The organism is Streptosporangium minutum, assembly GCF_002149035.1.
Lineage (GTDB): Bacteria > Actinomycetota > Actinomycetes > Streptosporangiales > Streptosporangiaceae > Streptosporangium > Streptosporangium minutum.
This window is the reverse complement of the sequence record NZ_NGFP01000094.1, coordinates 1-18,420: the sequence shown is the minus strand read 5'-3', so window position 1 is coordinate 18,420 and position 18,420 is coordinate 1. Positions and strand designations below refer to the sequence as shown.

Below are 18,420 nucleotides of genomic sequence, written 5' to 3'. Positions count from 1 at the left end.
CGGGCCGTGGAATCCCAAGAACAAGGGCGAGGCCGTGCCGTACGGCCGGCTCAGGGTTGGGTGTCGAGCCACTCCTGGAAGGTGGGTCCTGCGAGCTTGGCGTGCGGGCTGGGCTTCAAGCGCCTGCTACGCCGAGCCGGGTCAACGGCCGGGCGGCGGCTTGATGGCAGGGCAGTGCGCACCGCGCGCCGGCGTCCGCAGGTCGATCAGGTATCGCTCGGTCGCCGCGGTGACGCAGCCGCTGTCCATCGAGTACACCCCATGGCCCCACCCGTCGTAGGTCAGCAGCACCGCACTCGGCTGGCGCGCAACGTTCTGGGCCCACTCGTACGGTGTGACCGGGTCGTACCGGCTGTTGAGCATCAGCACCGGGGGCACGCCCTTCCACCGCAGCGGCTCCTGCGGGTTGCGCGCCCGGTCCGGCCAGCCGACGCACGTCATGGTCGAGGCCCAGGCCTGCGCGGGCAGTTTCATGTCCGGCGCCACCTGAGCGAGTTTTCGGCGGTACGCCTGCACCTCGTCGACGTTGCGGACCGGCACTCTCCAGTCCTGGCAGAAGATGGGCGTGGCCGGGTCCTCGACCGGCTTCTCCGAGACCTGCTTCGACGGGGCGGTGACCGCCGGCTCCGGCTTGCTCGCCAGCAGTTTCGCCTGATCCTCCGACAACGACTTCCAGTACGGGCCGAGGAAGGCGTATTGGGTGTCGAGGAGCAGTTCGATGAGGCTGATCTTCATCGTCGTACGCGGATCGATCAGCTTCCCCCGTTCGGCTCTGGCGTACAGCTCGGCGAAGACGCGGCGGACGTCCTTGCCGTGCAGCGCGCAGTCGGTCGAGCGCCGGCACCACGCCACGTACTGGTCGAAGCTCTCCTGCACGGCCTTCGCCTCACTGCGCAGAAAACTCCACGTCGTGGCCTGGCTGTGGTCCATGGTGCTGTCGAGCACCATCGCACGGACCCGGTGCGGGAACATCTGGGCGTACTGCTGGCCCATCAGGGTGCCGTACGAGTTGCCGTAGTAGGTCAGCTCGCGCTCGCCGAGAGCGGCCCGGATCGCGTCCATGTCCCGGATGACGCTCTTGTTGTCCACGAAGCCGACCAGCGGCCCGCTCAGCTTCCGGCAGCCGTCGCCGTACGCCCGGTTGAGCTCGCGGAGGCGGCGGAACTGCTCCGCCGTAGTGGGCAGCACGTCGGAGGGCCGCAACGTCGTCGGCCGGCACCGGATCAGGTGGCTGCGGCCCACGCCCCGGGGGTCGAACCCGACGACGTCGAAGCGGCGGCGCACGCCGGCGGAGAAGCTGCCGCCTATGCCGTCCGCCTGGACGTCCGCCACGCCTGACGCTCCGGGGCCGCCCGGGTTGATCAGGATGGAGCCGATGCGTGCGCTCGGGTCTGTGGCCTTCCGCCGGGCGAGTGCTATCTCGATCGCCGGTCCGTCCGGCCGGGACCAGTCGATCGGCACGGTCACGCTGCCGCACTCCACCGCCGGCGTGTCCGGACACGGCTTCCAGCCGACGCCCTTCGTCGCCGAACGCGGCTCGCCCTGCGAGTCCGCGCGCACCGGCGTGATGCCGAGCGCCGTACCGGTCACCAACGCGGTGAGCACCGTGCCGACCCAGACGTGTCGTCTCATGCCATGCCTTCTCGTTCTGGCCGGTGCCGGCGGTACCGGCTCGGCATACCGGCGACGCGGGCGGGGCGTCGACGGGTTGTGGGTGTCGTGGGTTCTATTCACTGCGCAGTCCACCTGGTTTGGTCAGTCGCCACAGCAGCGGCAGGCTGGCCACGGTGGTCAGCAGGACGACCAGGGCGGCGGCGCCGGAGGTGGCGCCGATGCCGATCCAGTCGAGCCGGATCGAGGCGCCGGCGGCGGCCTGCAGGATCACCGACAGCCCGGTGCCGGTCAGAACGGCCAGGGTGAGGCCGAGCATGATCGGAATGGCGATCTGGTGGAGGACCGATCCGCTCAGGGTGTTGCGGCGGGTGCCGAAGGCGACGAGCACGGCGAGCAGCCGGCGCCGCTCGCGGAGTTGCTCGGCGATGTTGACCAGCAGGCTGGCGCCGATGAGCAGCAGCAGCGCGGTGGCGCCGGCGAGGAGCACCTGCCTGATGGTCACCAGGGCGCTGTCGAGTGCCCGTGACTCGATCAGCTGGACGTGGGCGGTCGGGTTCACCCGGGCGACGGCGTTGCGGAGCCGGTCGATGGCGTCGGGGTCGGCCGGGTCCAGCGTCACGTAGTGCGTGACGCYGGACGGGGTGGGCCGGCTGCCGCGCAGCGCCGCGGGGGTGGCCAGGACAGTCGCGACCGTCGGCTGGAGGGGCCCGGGGTGCGGCTGGACGGTGCGGACCGTGGCGGGCAGGGGCCACCGCGGAAGCCGCCCGGTTGCCGTCTTCGTGGCCTCGCCGAGGGTGTAGGTGGTACCGGGGCGGGGTGGCGCGGCCGGCGAGACGACGACGAACGTGTCGCCGTCGGCGCAGGCGCCGAGCTGRGCCTCCTGCCGCAGCACGGCGCAGTCTCCGACCAGCAGATTGGTGAAGGCGTCCGGTGCGGCGGCGGATCCGGCTGGGACAGCCTTCACCGATGTCACGGCGTCGGCGGCACGGACGCCGGGGGCGTTGTCCAACGCGGCCTCCCAGCGTCTCAGCTCGGTCGCCCAGCCGACGCCGGACTCCCCGAGTCTGGATGTGGGGAACACCTCGGCCTGGAAGCGGCCGGTGTCGCGCCGGTTCTCTGCGGTGTTCTGGGCCTGGACGGCGGCGAGCAGCCCCTGCAACGCGATCACGCCGGCGACCGCGACGGCGATGCCGGACACTGCCCGCACCGCGGTGCCGCTGTCCAGCTGCAACCGGCGAACCGCCAACTGCCAGGCGACGCCTCCGCCCCCCAACCGGCGGACCGTCGCCTCCACCACCCAGGGCAGCAACAGGGCCATGCCGACCAGCAGGGCCGCCACCCCCGCCATGACCTGGAATTCGAACCCCGTCGCCTGCTCGGAGAGTCCGCTGCGCAACGGGTACAGCAGGACCAGTCCGGCCGCGGGCAGGATCAGCCTCCACCACAGCCGTCGGCGGCGGTCACCACTGAGCCTGACCACGCCGAGCGGCTCGACCACCACCCGCCGCAGCGCGGACAGCGTCACCAGCACCGCCGTGACCGGCACCATCGCGACCACCAGCACCACCAGGGCCGGGACCGGCCGGAAGTCGGCAGGGTAGAAGCTCATGCCGGCCGGGAGCATCCATGCGGCCGGCACGCGTACGGCGACGTAGAACAGCCCGCCGACGGCCAGCCCCAGCAGGGCGCCGGCCAGGGTCTCCCCGGCGGCGATCCGCCGGGTCATGGCGGCGTCCGCGCCGACCAGCCGCAGTGCGGCCAGCCGGCGGTCACGAGCCTCGCCGCCGAAGCGCACCGCGGTGGTCACGAAGACCGCCACCGGCAGCAGCAGCACGACCAGCCCGACCACTCCCAGCAGCATCAGCACCGGTGGCACTCCCTCGTCGAGGTCCCACCTGCCGAACGACCGCACCCGGCTGGCGGAGCCTTCGGTGAGCCGGTCGGTGCCCAGGTAGAAGGCGTACTCGCCGGGACCGGCCAGTCCTTCCGCACCGATAGTGCCGACCACGCGTGCGTCCCAACGGCCGCGCAGCAGCGCCCCCTCGTCAGTGGCGAGCAGCCGGGCCAGGGCAGGCGAAGCCGCCATCTCGCCGGAGGCAAGCCGCCGGGACACCCCCGGCGGCAGCGGCGCCAGCTCCCCCTCGAACTGCACCAGCCGTCCGTAGATCTCCCTGTCTCGGTACTGCGTGTCCGCTCTGTCGATGAGCAAGGTTCCGGCGCCGCTGGGCATCGACTGCGTCCAGTCCACGTCACGGGCGGCGAGCCGGGCGTCGCGGGCCGCCACCACGGTCGGGAGGCTGGCGGCGATGAGCAGCGTCGCCACCCCGAGCCCCACCCCGAGCGCGATCATCACGAGCCGGGCCCAGCCCGAACGGCCGCCCGCCACGCTCAACCGCATCCCCAACGCCGGCTCGCCGACCCACCGCGCGAAGGCACCACGCCGCGGCGCACCGCCCGCGCTCATCAGACGTACTCCTGCTCGCGGACACGGCCGTCACGGACCGTGGCCTCCCGGTCGGAGTACGCGGCGACCCGCGCCTCGTGGGTGACCAGCACCACCGCCGCGCCGGTCTCCCGGGCCGCCGCGATGAACAGCTGCATCACCCGCTCCCCGTTGAGCGAGTCCAACGCTCCCGTCGGCTCGTCGGCGAAGATCACCCGAGGCCCGGTGACCAGCGCGCGGGCCACCGCCACCCGCTGGCCCTGCCCGCCGGACGCCTGGCCGGGCCGCTTGTCCGCCACATCCGCGACTTCCAGCCGCTCCAGCAGGCCGGCCGCCCGCCGGGTCGCCTCCCGCCGCCGCATCCCGGCCAGCCGCAACGGCAGCGCCACGTTCTCCAGGCAGGTCAGCTCCGGTACCAGCTGCCCGAACTGGAACACGAAACCGAACTCGGTGCGGCGCAGCGCACTGCGCCGCGCGTCCGACAAGGCCGCCATGTCCTGACCGGCGTAGCTCACCCGGCCGGAGTCGGGGGTGAGGATCCCGGCCAGGCAGTGCAGCAGCGTGGACTTGCCGGAGCCGGACGACCCCAGCAGTGCCAGCACCTCCCCGGAGTGCACCTGCAGCGAGGCGCCGTCCAGGGCCGGGGTGACACCGAAGCTCTTGACAAGGTTCTCCGCGACCAGCAGCGGCGCGTTCGGGGTCGGGCGGCTCATCACGCGTCCCCCCGCACCTGGTCGCCGAGCTGGTCCAGCCTGGCCGCGGTCAGTTCGAGCCAGCGCAGGTCGGCCTCCAGGTGGAACAGGGCGTGGTCGCAGATGAGCTGGTCGGCCAGGTCGCCGACGCTCTTGCGGCGGGTCAGCTCACGCATCAGCCGCAGGTGCTCGGTGCGCTGGGTGTCCAGCAGGTCGGCGGCGTCCCGGCCGGTGAGCAGGGCCAGGACGACCTTGGTGTAGAGGGTGCTCTGCAGGTACGGCTCGGGCTTCTCCGGCTGGGTCAGCCAGCTGGCCACGTCGGTGACGCCGGCCGAGGTGATCGCGTACCGCTTGCGGTCCGGGCCGCCGCCCGGTTCGGACTCCACCTCCACGAGGCCGTTCTTCAGCAGCCGCGCGAGGGTCGCGTAGACCTGGCCGTAGTGCAGTGCCCGGCCCTGGCCGAACCGTTCGTCGTAGGAGCGCTTCAGGTCGTAACCGTGACGGGGACCGGACTCCAACAAGCCTAAAAGAGCAAAGCCAACTGACATGCCGATCACTATACACATCATCTATACACTCAATGTTTAGTCTGGTTCGGAACCGATCTCGCACCACTGAGCTGACGCCGCGCGGCACCACCGGACCGACCGTCGAATCCGCGGGCCCGTCCCTCACCCTCGACCGCTGTGCCCCCGGCTGCGGCAACATCATCCGCACCGACGAGCACGCCATCCAACTCCGCGAACGCGCCGAAGTCCTCGACAAACGCGCCGCCTTCACCGCACGACCCATCGGTGATCGGCCCCGGAGCGGCATGGAACAGACAGCGGCCGCTCCCGCCCGGCCCGTAGCTGAGGGATATCCCTTGAGTCCGCCTGTAGGGGTTGCGGTAGTGCGGGGGAGATTTTCGATGGACATGCAGGTTAAAGCCACAGTGAGGGCCGTCGAGTACAGTCTGGGAGACGGGCCGCTGACCTGCACGTTCGTTGTTTCCCGCGGGACCCCTTCACCTCGGCCATCGTCGCCCTATACCGCGTCTTCGCTGAGCACTGTGCCGGCCGCTCGGCTCCCGCTCTGTGCGGGGAGCTGGTCGGGATGCCATGGCATCCATTTCCGCTCAACTTCCGCCTCCAGATCGACTCCGTGATGCCGTGCCATGAGCAGGACCTGGGACAAGACATCGGCGAGTTCGGATCGGAAGCCCACCTCCAGCTCCTGCGGAGAGTGCCCTTTGTCTCTGGCCTGCCCGGCAGCGCGACGAGTGACCTGGTCAACCGCTCGTAGGCGGTCCGGGCGATGTCCAGCTGCGCGCGCAGACTCTCGGATTCACCGTCATAGCCACGCTGGCTATGACGGTTCCATCCGGGCTCTGACGCACATTCCGTGAAGGACTCCTCCGGCCTCACAGGCGGACCACCGTGACCTGTGCAGAAAGACCAGCAGGACACATCTTGGTCACCCGGATCTCCTGGTTTCACGAAACGTGCGCCAGAACCTTGATCTGGCCCCACCTGAAACCGATCAAGGGCATCGGATTCAGTTCGGTCTGTGGACTCGGGGACTGCCGTCTTCGAACCCCTGCCGGGCGAGAGCATCGCCCGCCCAGCGGGCGCCGGGGGTCGGCGTCGTGCAGGGGGCAACGCCCTCGCATCGGACCACGGCGTTGGAGTCGGCCCTTGAGCAGCACCCGAACGGCCAGTGACGTTAAGGAGCCTGGCCGGCTCGTCTCATCGTCACTGGCCGTTCCGATGCGGAAAGCGACGTGGTCGTCAGGCGGTGAAGATCAGGCCGAGGTAGGCGTCGAGGACGGCGAGGGCCTCGACGCCGGTGTAGACGCCGAACAGGAGGGGCCAACGGAGGCCCTCGACGACCCCGATCAGATGGCGAGCGGAGCGGAGGCCAGGTCCTCGGTGGTCTGCTTCGACCGCGTTCTGCAGAAGGCGATCAGAACACCATCGTGAGCAGGTCGGCGAACAGCTCCTGTTCGTCGATCTCGAGCCCGCGGTTCGTGAACCACGTGGCCATGTTGTGGCAGTCGCGCATCAGGAAGTCCATGCCCTTCGGGTTGCCCACGATGTCGATGACCTGGGGCAGGTCGATCATCACGATCCGCTCGGCCTGCGCGAGGACGTTGTACGGCGAGAGGTCGCCGTGCGCGAGCCCCGCGCGGGCCAGTTCACGCATGCCGTTGCGGAGCTGATCGAAGTACACACCGAGCAGCTCCTTCGACGGCCGGACCTGGGCGAGCCGGGGCGCGGCACCGCCCTCGCCGTCGTCGATGAACTCCATCAGCAGTTCGGTGCCGTCCACCTGCACGGGATACGGCACCGGGACGCCGGCCTTCCACAACCGGTTGAGGGCGTCCCATTCGGCGTACGCCCACTGACCGGCCGCGACACTGCGGCCGTGCGAGGTCTTCTTCGCCATCGCCCGGCTGTCGCGGCTGTTGCGGGTACGGCGGCCTTCGACGTACGACGTACTGCGGTGGAAGGACCGGTGTTCCTCGGTGCGGTACCGTTTCGCGGCCAGCAGCGAGGACTTCGCCGGGTTGTCGCCGATGGCTTCGACGGCCCGTTCGAGCAGGAAGACGTCGGCTTCCTTGCCGGTTTTGAGGATGCCGAGCTCGGTGTCGATCGCAGCCTGTTCCGTGACGACCCACGAGGGGCGTGGTTCCGGGCCGCGAGAGCCGCGCTCGACGTCCAGCCAGGTGGACCACCGCTGATCCGGGCCCAGCTCCTCGTCAACCGAATGGAACTCGAAGACGAAGGCGTCGGCCGGATCTGGCCGGGGCTCGTCACCGGTGAAATCGGACCAGCGGGAGTCGAGGTCGGAGTAGGAATCAGAGAGTTCGTACTCGGAAGACAACGGGTGTGCTCCTGAACAAAGAGGTGGGACTGATGCGGACATGCCGCAGCGCAGTAATGGCCATCCGTCAGCCCTCCTTAGTTCAGGCAGCGTTCGCCGCCGCTCGGTCACCCCAGCATGCCCGCCCATTCCGGGCTCCGCAACGTATTTACCGGAGCCGGGACCGCGCGGTCAGGCTCAGCCGGAGCTCCTGCATCGGCTTCGCGGATCGGCAGACCCAGTTCCGGCAGCACCTGCTCCCGCCAGACCCACGACGCGGCGAGCCGGCGGCGGTGTTCGTCGTACGCCGCCGCGCCGGTGAACCGGTCGAGGAAGAACACCCGCTCCAGATCAGCCTGCGACGGCGGCCCCGCGAACCGCCCATACGCCGCCGCCTCATCAGTCAAGAACTCCACCGGCATAGCTCGCAAAGTAGGATCAACAGCCAGCCGACTACCCACAGCGATCAAACTGTTACAAGATCTACGCCCAGCCGACTCCACCCGCATCGGAACGGCCCGTAACGACGGGGTTGCCGGGCTCCTTAACGTCACTGACCGATCGGTTGCCGCTCAAGCCCCGAGCCCGCGCGGACTTTCGGACGCCACCTCCCAGGGTGGGGCCGATCCAGGCCGACATCGAGGTTCCGAGATCATCAGCGGAGCCGTGCGAGGCCAGATCAGACCGTCCGAGTGGGGCACTTCAAGACTACGGCTTCACGGTAGTGGTCTGCCTTCATGCCTGGCGGGCAGAGGTCAAGCCCTGCCGCCTTGAGGACAAGGCATCCCGCGCCGCCTCATGGCCGATCCGTTGTCGGCGGTCGCGTCGGCCGGGGACCCGCCTCCGGTCCAGGGACAGGCCGCGTCAGCCGACTTCGGCAGGCCAGGGGCGCGACTCTCCACACCTTCCTGAATTCCCCGTACAGCCCTCAGCGGAGAAGTACCGTTGGCCGATGACCGCCGACACCCTGTCACCGGAGTCCGCTGAACGTCTGCGCGCCGATATGGTCGCGACGCTGATCGAGCAGGGTTCGATCCGTTCACCGGAGGTCGAAGCGGCCTTCGCGAAGGTTCCGCGCGACAGGTTCGCTCCCGAAGCGCCCCTCACGGACGCCTACGCTCCCCAGGACGTGGTCATCACCAGGCGCGACGCGGGGGGCAGGGCGACCAGTTCGCTCAGCGCGCCCTGGCTTCAGGCCGAGATGCTGGAAGCGGCTCGGCTTTTCCCCGGGGCGAAGGTCTTGGAGATCGGATCGGGCGGCTACAACGCCGCGCTCATCGCTGAGATCGTCGGCCCCTCTGGTCTGGTGGTCTCGGTTGACATCGACCCATTCGTCGCCGAGCGGGCGGGGCGTTTCCTGGCCGAGATCGGTTACTCGCGTGTGCGGGTCGTGCTGGGTGATGCTGAGGACGCCGCCGCTGAGCACGTGCCCGAGGGCGGCTTTGACGCCATCATCGTCACTGTGGGGGTCTGGGATATCCCGTGGGGGCCTCTGCTCGCCCCGGCCGGCCGGATGGTGGTGCCGCTGCGGTTCTCCACGGTCAGCCGGTCGTTCACCTTCGTCCGGGACGGCGACCATTTCGTCGGCTTGGACCCCATGGTGTGCGGATTCGTTGCGATGCAGGGAGCCGGGGCGCTCCCGGATCAAGAGGCGGTCCTGGCCGATGGTGCGGTGAGGCTGACGCTGGAAGAGGGACCCGCCCTTGACGTCGCGGCGCTCGATCAGGCCTTGACCGGCGACCGTGCCGAGCTGTGGACCGGCGTCACGGTCGGCCGGGGTGAGCCGTTCGACTCGATGCACCTGTGGATCGCAACCGCAGATGATCGGTTCGGCATGATCTGGCAGGACCCGGAGCGCGACTGCGGCATGGTCAAGTTGGCGATGGGCTGGTATTGCCCCGTGCTCATCACCGCCGACAGTTTCGCCTACCTCGCGATCCGCGAACTGCCCCGGGCGCAGGAGGCGACGGAGCACCGGTGGGAGTTCGGCGTCTGCGGGTACGGGCCCGCCGGTGCCGAACTCGCCCGCCACCTTCACGATCACGTTCAGGTGTGGGACCGGGGCCGGCGAACCCATACCGCTCCGAGGTTCATCCTCTACCCCGCCGAGGCCCTCCCGCCCGTACCGGCGGTCGGCCGGATCTTCCGCAAGCGGCACACCCAACTGGTCATGACCTGGCCGTAGCCGCCGAGCAGACACGCCGGCCTTCGTGGAGGGCCTGAAGGGCGAAGCACCCTGGCCCGGCGGCCGCCGTACGGCGCACGGAAGTTCGCACCTGTAGACGACCGCCGGCAGCACGACCTTGCGCTCGTGCTCGCCGCCCTCGGCCAGTGGGGCCCATTCGGCGCGTTCGCCTTCCTCGCCGTCTCCCGCGAGCCGTTCTGCGCGCTTCAGGACTCTCCGAGCAGTGCTTCGATCGCCGAGCCGATCTCCGGGCGGGCGTCTGCGGCCAGTGCCCGCCACGCGCGGAGGGTCGCGCGGTCGTCGGTCGCTCTGAGCGACTCGGCGACGAGCGGGGCATCGGCGGCGGTGAGGACACCTGCCTCCTGGTAGTCGCCCACTTCCCACGGGGTGCCAGGGGCGAAGGAGGGCAGGCCGGTGCGGGACCGTGCCGTGCCGGTACGGGCTGGAGCGATCGCCACGAGCAACCTGCGCGCCGCACCGTCATGATCGAGATACCTGATCGGGATGAGGCGCGGGCCGTCGACGGTCCCGGTGATCTCCAGGGCGGGCCGGGCATCCGAGCGGTCGTCCAGGGTGAAGAGCGCCTTGTTCGGGGCGGCTACCGCGTAGTAGCCGGTCGCGGCGGCGACGGCGCTCCTTTCGACGGCGGGCATGGGAAACACGCCGATGGTGTCGTCCCAGGTGGGTGTCAACGTCTCGAAGGACCAGTGGCCGGCGCGGACGTTCGCGAAGCCGGCCGCACCCCGCTCGTCGAACGCGGCCAGGTGGCGAACGGGCAGGAGCGTCGTGTGGGGGCTGGTCGTCCTGGCCGTGAGCCACAGGCCTGTCAGCTCATCGACCGGGAGCCGCTGTGACGACACCTGGAAGGTGATGGCGTAGCGCGAGCCGCTCGCGCTGGCGGTGACGGCCACCTCGACGCCTCCCACCGCTGTCGTGGCGGACGGTTCGTCGGGCGACAGCCCTCTGCTGCGCAGCCGGTCCAGTGCTTCCTTCACGGCGGTCCGGATCTCACGCCGGTCCCTGTCGGCGGCGAGGTCGGCCGCCACGACGGCGTCGGCCGCCACGGCCATCGCGCTCGCCGTCTGCTCGTCCAGCCAGCGGGCATCCATCTCGGGGTACGCCTCGCTGAGGAGCTCCCTGCAGAGCCGCTCGAAGCCGTCAGACGTCCGTTCGCCGTCCATCATGATCACCTCTGCTCGATCCGGCACAGGGGGCACCGTTCGCGCAGCGGCGAGTGGTGCAGGAACCCGCTCCCGATCGCCACGGCCTGCCGCATCGCGCGGCTGCCCTCGGCCCGCGGTTCGACGGACCTGCTCTTCAGGACCCGCAGGACCGTCTGTTCCCAATGATCCTGCGACCGGAGCCAGTCGTTGTCGTGCAGCTTGACATACGCCTGCGCGAAGCCGGGCGGCACTTCGAAGCCGCACTGGCTGAAACACAGATCGCGAAGATGCGGGATGAGGTCACTCATCCCCGGCCTTGGGGAAGAAGTCGTCCAGTGGCCTGGTCCTTCGTGCCCCGATCGCGTCGCTGACCACGTACCCCGCCACCGCCCCGGCTATGCCGGGAGCCAGCAGCCATCCAGCCACGGACAGGAACCAGGCCAGGGCGGGGACGCTGGTGTCGGCCGGTGACGTGATGCCGATGGTCACGTCGTAGGCGCGCCGCCAGCCGATCGTGAGGCCGTTGACGGCGAACAGCAGGCCGAAGCCGGCAAGGATGGGAGCCCCGCGGGTCGGCAGCCAGTAGCGCAGTCCGTGGTGCCTCTCCAGCGAGCGCCACCAGCGTCTGACGCCATGACGCAGGGGCTCTCCGGGGGGAGGGGGAAGGTCGACGTCACCGTGTCGTTCGCCGGACGGCTTGGTCATAGCGGCATGATAACGCCGGGTCTGCACGTGATCACGGTGTTCGGCAGGACATGACGCCCGGGACTTCCTATCGTGAATTCGTGAGAGAGCAGCCTCTCGTGGAGGTGGGATGTCGACTGCGAAGCGCCTTCGTTCCTGGCTCCGGCGCCCGAAGGAGTCCGCGCTCGACCGCCTCCTCGATCTGGAACGTCGGCACGCGAGCACTCCGGACAATCCCGACGAAGCCTTGGGGCCACACGAGGCGTGGGACGCGCTGATCGGGCAGTCCCTCTGGATGGACGCCTGCCGGGACGCCGCTGCCCGGCGTCCGCAGCTCCTGCTCGGCTGGGCGCGGGAACCCTCCGGATGCTGGTCGCTGGAGAGGATCGAAGAGGGGGAACCGCGATCCGGTGGTGACCCGCTCTGCCGGGAGTCCACCAGGGCGCTGCACGTGGCGTGGCTGGCGGCACTCGTCGCAGGGGCGTACGGCACGGCCGACGACGAGGAGGTTCGCCGGCAGCTCGCCCGCGTGGTGGACGCCTGGACGGCGGCTCACACGCTGCCGCGACCTCGAGCGTTCGGCGAGGTGCGGGGTTTCGGCGGGCACCCCGGCGTGCATCGGATGGCTGATCTGCTCACGCCGGGACCGGCCGGATCCATGATCATGTTGCAGGCCCTCTGGCTGGCCGGGGGCGTCCCGGCGCCCGTCAGGCGGCGGGAGATCGGCGTGGTGTTCGAGTCGTCGGCACCGGGGGAGGGGCTGACCGGTTCGCTGAGCATGGAGGTCCTGCCCGAGGGGCCGCCAGGGCTCTTCCCTCATCCGCGGACGATGAGCGTGTTCGGCGCGGACCAGGAGTTCCAGCGAGCGCTCACCAACGCGTGGGAGTTCCAGACCCGGGAACGGCGAAACGTGCCGTGCCTGCTCTGGCAGCTGAGCATCACCGGCCACCGGGGCCGGCGCGTCACGGGAGGCTCCATGGGCGCGGCTTTCGCGATATTGCTGAGAGAGCTCCTCGGCCCACCCGTGCCGGGGGCGCTGGCGGCTTCCCGTCTGGCCGCCCGCGGCCGGGCGCTGTCCGGCTGGCTCCGCCACCCGTACGGCGACCACGCCGTCACCGGTGACATCACCGAAGGGGGCGGGCTGGCCGCGGTCGGGGGGCTGCCCGCCAAGATCGCCTGCGCCAAGGCCAAGGGACTCACCGTCGTCGCTCCACGCGCCAACAAACTGGACGTGCCCGACGGAGAGCACATCATCTGGGTCGACGACGTGAGGCAGGCCAGGCGCCGGCTCTACCGGTGGGACCGGGTGCGGACGCTCGTGCTGGCCGCGTCCGTGGCGGTGCTCGTGGCGGCCGCCACCGGTGGCATGTACGCGGTGCAGCGCGTGGAGAAGCTCCGGCAGGACAACCTGGTGCTCTCCCGGGTCCTCGCGTCCCAGTCGCTCGACCACTATGACACCAAGCCGCGCAAGTCCATCACACTCGCCCTGGCCGCGTGGACGGCCGCACCCTCGGCGGAGGCTCGTGGCGCCCTGTTCACCGCGCACGGTCATCTCATCAACGACCGGCTGCCCCATCACGGGGTCGGCATCTCCCATCTCGCCTTCAGCCCGGACGGGCGCGTGCTGGCCACCGTCGGTGAAGACCGCCGGGTCCGGCTGTGGAGCACGGTCAGCCGTACGTTGGTGGCCACCCTGGCCGGGCACACCGCCACGGTCCGCGCGGTCGCCTTCAGCCCCGACGGCTCCATGGTCGCGACCGCGGGCGACGACCGCACGGTCCGGTTGTGGAGCAGGTCCACACGCAAGTCGCTGGCGACGTTGACCGGTCACGGCAAGGCGGTGGGGTCGCTCGCCTTCAGCAGGGACTCGCGGTTCCTGGTCAGCGTCGGAGGCGACGCCGTACGGCTGTGGCGTACCCGCACGCACAGGCCGGCGGCCACCCTGCGGGTGATGGGCGCGTACGCGGCCCTGTTCCAGCCCGGCGTCGACGTTCTGGTGATCATGGGCAAGCGGATCGAGGCGTTCGACGCGCGGTCCCTGCCGAAGACGCGCAGGATCGGAACACTCCCCAACAAGGGCTACAGTCCCTCCCAGGTCAGCGTCGGTCCCGATGGCAGGATGCTGGTGACCACGTCCGCGATCGACGCCAGTGGGTGGGGCGCCGAAGGGTGGCTGCCGGTGGGCCGCGTCGTGGTAGGCGCGTTCGGGCCCGCCGGTGACGTCATCGCGACCACGGACTACCTGTCCTTCGGCGGCCCGCCCATCACGCTGTGGTCGGCCGCCAACGGCAACCCCATCGCGACCATCTCAGGCTTCGACGAGAACCCCAAGGCCATGGCCTTCAGCCCGGACGGCCAGACGCTGGCCGTCGTCGACGGCGGCACCTCCGTCACCCTGCTCGACACCGGGCTGTCGAGGGCGGCACTCGTACCCAACCCGGCCGTCAACGACATCGCGTTCGGGCGACGCGGGCAGGTCGCGGTCTCGGGCGGCGGGGACGGGACGATCAGCTGGTGGAATCCGTCCCTGCGGTCCTCGGGCGAGATTCAGGTGCCCGCGCACAGCGGCGGTGTGCGCGCGGTCGCGATCAGCCCGGACGGCAAGACGGCGATCAGCGCGGGGAACGACGGCAGGGCGAGAGTCTGGGACCTGACGAGCCGCCGGGCCAAGGCCACCCTCGCATGGCACACCAAACCCATCGTCGCCGTGGCCTTCAGCAGGGACGGCACGACCATCGTCACCGGGGACGGATCTGACAACGCCGTCCTCTGGGACGCACGGACCTTTCGGATGCTGCGCAGGTTCGACGGCGGCGACCTGTCGAACGGGGGCCTGCCACTCACGCTCACCGCGGTGACCTTCAGCCCCGACGGGCACACGCTGATGGCCGCGGGGGCAGGTGGCGCGGTCGTCCTCGTCCCTCTGGACGGGCAGGGGAAGTGGGCCCAGCTGGCCAACTACGGCGGCTACGTCAAGCGGATCAGGGACATCACGGTGCGGCCCGACGGCCGAGCCGTCATCAGCGCCGACGTCGACGGGGGGATCACCGAATGGAGCCTCAAACCCATCTACGAGGAGGGGAGCCGGACGGGGGCCGGCGAGCAGGTGACGGCAGGAGGAGTCGACTCCAACGCCGTGGCGTACGCCCCTGACGGCCGGACGATCGCCATCGGCCGCACCGACCGGACGATCACGCTGATGGACGCCGTCACGCACCGGGAGATCGGGACGCTGCGAGGGCATGCCGGCGGGGTGCTGGCGCTCTCCTACCGCCCCGACGGGCGCAGGCTCCTGAGCGCCGACACCGGGGGCGTCGTCCGCGAGTGGAACCTTGACCCCGCTCAGGCCGTGTCCGACCTGTGCTCCGTCCTCGGACCGTCGACCTGGAACGACCACACGCTGGCCCGCGCGGAAGGCTGGCCTGACTTCACCGCCCGCTTCTCCCTGTCCGACACCTGCCGCTGGCCGGCTCCGAAAACCGGCTCGTGAAGTCCCGGGGTCGTCTCGATGCGCCCGTCCAAGACCCTCAGGCACACGCCGAGGGCGCCGATCGTCGTGCCCCACCGGCGATCGGCCGGGTCTACGTGGTGGAGCAGGTCAGGCGGTACAGGCGGGTGTGCGGGGGACGACGCCCAGCGCGGGGCCGTTCTGAGAGAAGTGGTGTGCGAGAGGTGATGAGAACGGAGCTGCGCGACGAATCAGACACGCGGCGGACACTGATCGTCCCTCGCAGGACTCCCATTTCTGCAAACCGCCCAACGTCACCGTCGTCACGACGAGCTACCTCGCCCCTCGGTGGCGACGACTCCAGTGCCGGGCCCATCTGCCCATCCGGCTCAGGCTGGTCTCATCAGCCGAGAACGCTCCGGCCCCGCCTCCAGCGAGGACGGTTGGCGCGAGCCTGGGCGATGTGGCCTGGAAAATGAATTCCCTGTCACGGGTGATGAACCCCTCACCATTCCGTCACCTCACTTTGGGTATTCGTGAAGCTACGTTCAGTGAACAGCGGGCTGATCTTAAAGGGGCGGGCGCCGGTTCCCGCCTGACGCGAGCGGACGGCCCTGGCAGAGCCCGGGGCGCAGCGAAGGTGAGGTGGCGGGTGCATCTGACCCCGCACGAACAGGAACGTCTGATGATTCATGTGGCCGCGGACGTGGCCCGTAAGCGGAAGGAACGGGGGGTTGCGCTCAACTACCCGGAGGCGGTCGCGATCCTGACCGCCTACGTCCTCGAAGGGGCCCGGGACGGCGCATCGGTGGAGAAGCTCATGGCGATGCCGCAGCCGCCGGACCCGCCCGTGCTCACCCGTGAAGATCTGATGGAGGGCGTCGCAGAAATGATCAGCGACCTCCAGATCGAGGCCACCTTCCCCGACGGCACCAAGATGGTCACCCTGCGCGACCCCATCCCGCAGGTGACCAAGAAGGGCACGCGGCTTCACCCCGGGAAGATCGACCACCCTCGCGACGCCGACCCGGTGGCCTTCAACGTCGGCCGCGAGGTCACGACCGTGACGGTCACCAACACCGACGACCGTCCCGTCCAGGTCGGCTCCCACTATCACTTCTACGAGGCCAACGCCCTGCTCGGCATCGAGCCCGACCGCGACGCCGCCTACGGCAAACGGCTGAACATCCCCGCCGGCAGCTCGGTGCGTTTCGAACCCAACTGCCCGCTGGAGGTCGAGCTGGTGCCCATCGAGGGCAAGCGCGTCATCGAAGGCCTGAACGGCAAGGTCGGAGGCGAACTGCATGCTTGAGTCCCCGGCGCCTGAGCCTGCGCCGTCGGCGTCCCAGCCCCCGGCCCATGAACGGCATCAGCCGCTCACCCGCGAGCAGTACGCCGACCGGTTCGGCCCGACGGTCGGGGATCGCATCCGCCTGGCGGACACCGGACTGCGGATCGAGATCACCGAGGACTGGTGCGGCGGCCCAGGCCGCAGCGGAAACGAGGTCATCTTCGGCGGCGGCAAAGTGATCCGGGAATCGATGGGCCAGTCCTGCGCACCGCGCGACTCCACCAGGTTCGGCGCACCCGAGCCGCCCGACACGGTCATCACCGGCGCGGCCATCCTGGACCACTGGGGTGTGGTCAAGGCCGACGTCGCCATCCGCGACGGCCGGATCGTCGCGCTCGGCAAGGCCTACAACGACGAGACCATGGACCGGCTGCACGACGGGCACGCCACGGCCACCGACTTCGTGATCGGCCCGGAGACGGAGGTCATCTCAGGCAACGGCAAGATCCTCACCGCGGGCGGCGTGGACACCCATGTGCACTTCATCTGCCCCGAGCAGATTCACGAGGCGCTCGCCTCCGGTGTCACCACGCTCATCGGCGGCGGCACCGGTCCGGCCGAGGGCAGTACCGCCACCACCATCACGCCCGGCGCCTGGCACATCGCCCGGCTGTTCGAGGCGCTGGACGCCTTCCCGGTCAACATCGGGCTGCTCGGCAAGGGCAACACGATGTCGGTGGAGTCGCTGTTCAACCAGGTGGAGGCGGGCATCGTCGGCTTCAAGATCCACGAGGACTGGGGCGCCACCCCCGCCGTCCTGCGCCGCTGCCTGCAGGTGTGCCAGGCGACCGGTGTCCAGCTCGTCCTGCACGCCGACTCCCTGAACGAGGCCGGCACCGTCGAGGACACCATCGCGACCATCGGCGACCACCCGATCCACGTCTTCCACGTCGAGGGCGCGGGCGGCGGCCACGCCCCGGACATGATCAAAATGGCGGGCCTGCCCAACGTGTTACCCGCCTCCACCAACCCCACCCGGCCCTACACCGTCAACACGGTCCCCGAGCACATCGACATGGTGATGATCTGCCATCACCTCAACCCGCTGGTGCCGGAGGACCAGGCCTTCGCCGATTCGCGGATCCGGCCCGCCACAATGGCCGCCGAGGACGTCCTGCACGACCTCGGTGCCATCTCCATCATGTCGTCCGACGCCCAGGCCATGGGCCGCATCGGCGAGGTGATCACGCGGACGTGGCAGACGGCGCACGTGATGAGACAGCGGCGCGGCCCCCTGGAAGGCGACCAGGACGGCGCCGATGGAGCCGACAACCACCGGGCCCGCCGCTACGTCGCGAAATACACCATCAACCCGGCCATCGCGCACGGCATCGACCACGAGGTCGGCTCGGTCGAGGTGGGCCGGCTGGCCGACCTGGTGCTGTGGGAGCCGAAGTTCTTCGGCGTCAAGCCGCACCGGGTGATCAAGGGTGGTCAGATCGCCTACGCCCAGGTCGGCGACGCCAACGCCTCCATCACCACCCCGCAGCCGATCCTGCCCCGACCGATGTGGGGAGCCACCGGCCGCGCCCCTGCCGCCAACTCGGTCAACTTCGTCACCGCGCAGGCGATCGAGGCCGGCCTGCCTGAGCGGGTGAAGGTGAGCAAGCAGTTCAGGCCCATCCGCGACACCCGCAAGATCTTCAAGAAGGACATGCGTCACAACGACGCCACCCCCCGCATCGAGATCGATCCCAACACCTACCAGGTGGTGGTCGACGACGAGATCATCGACCACCACCAGCACGCCACCGAGCTGCCGATGGCGCAGCGGTACTTCCTGTTCTGACCACCGCACCGACAAGGCCACACCGCCGACGACCCCACCACAGGAAAGGCGAGCCCGATGAGCCGTGCCGCGCTGCTTGTCCTGGCCGACGGCCGTTTCCCCGCCGGTGGGCACGCCCACTCCGGCGGCGCCGAGGCGGCCGTCACGGCGGGGCGCGTGCATGACGTGGCAAGCCTGCGGGAGTTCTGCCGTGGCCGGCTGCACACC

The 18,420-nt window shown here is 69.9% G+C and carries 14 protein-coding genes; 5 read left to right on the top strand and 9 right to left on the bottom strand.

The window, feature by feature from the left end; genetic code table 11:
- Window positions 1–141: 141 nt before the first annotated feature.
- The 4 genes from CA984_RS20815 to CA984_RS20800 all read right to left on the bottom strand — a co-directional run bounded on the left by CA984_RS20815 (window position 142) and on the right by CA984_RS20800 (window position 5,297).
- The gene (locus CA984_RS20815) at window positions 142–1,632 is read right to left on the bottom strand and encodes an alpha/beta hydrolase (RefSeq protein WP_086574891.1); all 1,491 of its coding nucleotides are present in this window, start codon (window positions 1,630–1,632) and stop codon (window positions 142–144) included.
- A 94-nt stretch (window positions 1,633–1,726) separates the two neighbouring features.
- Entirely contained in the window at window positions 1,727–4,078 is a 2,352-nt protein-coding gene (locus tag CA984_RS20810; protein WP_086574889.1) for an ABC transporter permease, read from the bottom strand.
- Window positions 4,078–4,770 (bottom strand): ABC transporter ATP-binding protein, encoded by a 693-nt coding sequence (locus CA984_RS20805; RefSeq protein ID WP_086574887.1) that lies wholly within the window; start codon window positions 4,768–4,770, stop codon window positions 4,078–4,080. Before CA984_RS20805 ends, CA984_RS20810 begins: the two co-directional genes overlap by 1 nt.
- On the bottom strand, window positions 4,770–5,297 hold the full coding sequence (locus tag CA984_RS20800) for a PadR family transcriptional regulator (protein WP_086574913.1): 528 nt from the start codon (window positions 5,295–5,297) through the stop codon (window positions 4,770–4,772). The genes CA984_RS20805 and CA984_RS20800 overlap by 1 nt, the downstream gene beginning before the upstream one ends.
- 1,128 nt (window positions 5,298–6,425) lie before the next feature.
- Between CA984_RS20800 and CA984_RS45525 the strand changes: the two genes are divergently transcribed.
- Complete coding sequence (locus CA984_RS45525; RefSeq protein WP_133061725.1) at window positions 6,426–6,710, top strand: hypothetical protein; 285 nt, start codon at window positions 6,426–6,428, stop codon at window positions 6,708–6,710.
- On the opposite strand, the gene CA984_RS20790 is transcribed toward CA984_RS45525, so the two are convergent.
- Window positions 6,694–7,614 carry a serine protein kinase RIO gene (locus tag CA984_RS20790; protein ID WP_207620959.1) on the bottom strand — a complete coding sequence of 307 codons (921 nt, stop codon included), beginning with the start codon at window positions 7,612–7,614 and terminating at the stop codon, window positions 6,694–6,696. The two genes, CA984_RS45525 and CA984_RS20790, sit on opposite strands and share 17 nt — an antisense overlap.
- 107 nt (window positions 7,615–7,721) lie before the next feature.
- Window positions 7,722–8,015 carry a hypothetical protein gene (locus CA984_RS20785; protein ID WP_086574883.1) on the bottom strand — a complete coding sequence of 98 codons (294 nt, stop codon included), beginning with the start codon at window positions 8,013–8,015 and terminating at the stop codon, window positions 7,722–7,724.
- A 530-nt stretch (window positions 8,016–8,545) separates the two neighbouring features.
- Between CA984_RS20785 and fxlM the strand changes: the two genes are divergently transcribed.
- Complete coding sequence (gene fxlM, locus CA984_RS20780; protein WP_086574881.1) at window positions 8,546–9,778, top strand: methyltransferase, FxLD system; 1,233 nt, start codon at window positions 8,546–8,548, stop codon at window positions 9,776–9,778.
- A 206-nt stretch (window positions 9,779–9,984) separates the two neighbouring features.
- Here fxlM and CA984_RS20775 read toward each other — a convergent pair whose 3' ends face one another.
- From CA984_RS20775 to CA984_RS48750, 3 genes are read right to left on the bottom strand one after another with little or no spacing between them, the layout of a single operon-like run.
- Window positions 9,985–10,986 (bottom strand): hypothetical protein, encoded by a 1,002-nt coding sequence (locus CA984_RS20775; RefSeq protein ID WP_133061724.1) that lies wholly within the window; start codon window positions 10,984–10,986, stop codon window positions 9,985–9,987.
- A complete protein-coding gene (locus CA984_RS48755) occupies window positions 10,965–11,249 on the bottom strand; it encodes a DUF6313 family protein (RefSeq protein ID WP_086574877.1) in 285 nt (94 codons plus the stop codon). Before CA984_RS48755 ends, CA984_RS20775 begins: the two co-directional genes overlap by 22 nt.
- On the bottom strand, window positions 11,242–11,646 hold the full coding sequence (locus tag CA984_RS48750) for a DUF6313 family protein (protein WP_086574875.1): 405 nt from the start codon (window positions 11,644–11,646) through the stop codon (window positions 11,242–11,244). The genes CA984_RS48755 and CA984_RS48750 overlap by 8 nt, the downstream gene beginning before the upstream one ends.
- A 109-nt stretch (window positions 11,647–11,755) precedes the next feature.
- Between CA984_RS48750 and CA984_RS20760 the strand changes: the two genes are divergently transcribed.
- The 3 genes from CA984_RS20760 (at window position 11,756) to CA984_RS20750 (ending at window position 18,213) form a co-directional block, all read left to right on the top strand.
- Window positions 11,756–15,115 (top strand): WD40 repeat domain-containing protein, encoded by a 3,360-nt coding sequence (locus CA984_RS20760; protein ID WP_086574873.1) that lies wholly within the window; start codon window positions 11,756–11,758, stop codon window positions 15,113–15,115.
- A gap of 433 nt (window positions 15,116–15,548) precedes the next feature.
- The gene (locus CA984_RS20755) at window positions 15,549–16,385 is read left to right on the top strand and encodes an urease subunit gamma (protein WP_341351723.1); all 837 of its coding nucleotides are present in this window, start codon (window positions 15,549–15,551) and stop codon (window positions 16,383–16,385) included.
- On the top strand, window positions 16,378–18,213 hold the full coding sequence (locus CA984_RS20750; protein ID WP_086574869.1) for an urease subunit alpha: 1,836 nt from the start codon (window positions 16,378–16,380) through the stop codon (window positions 18,211–18,213). Before CA984_RS20755 ends, CA984_RS20750 begins: the two co-directional genes overlap by 8 nt.
- Window positions 18,214–18,420: the final 207 nt, after the last annotated feature.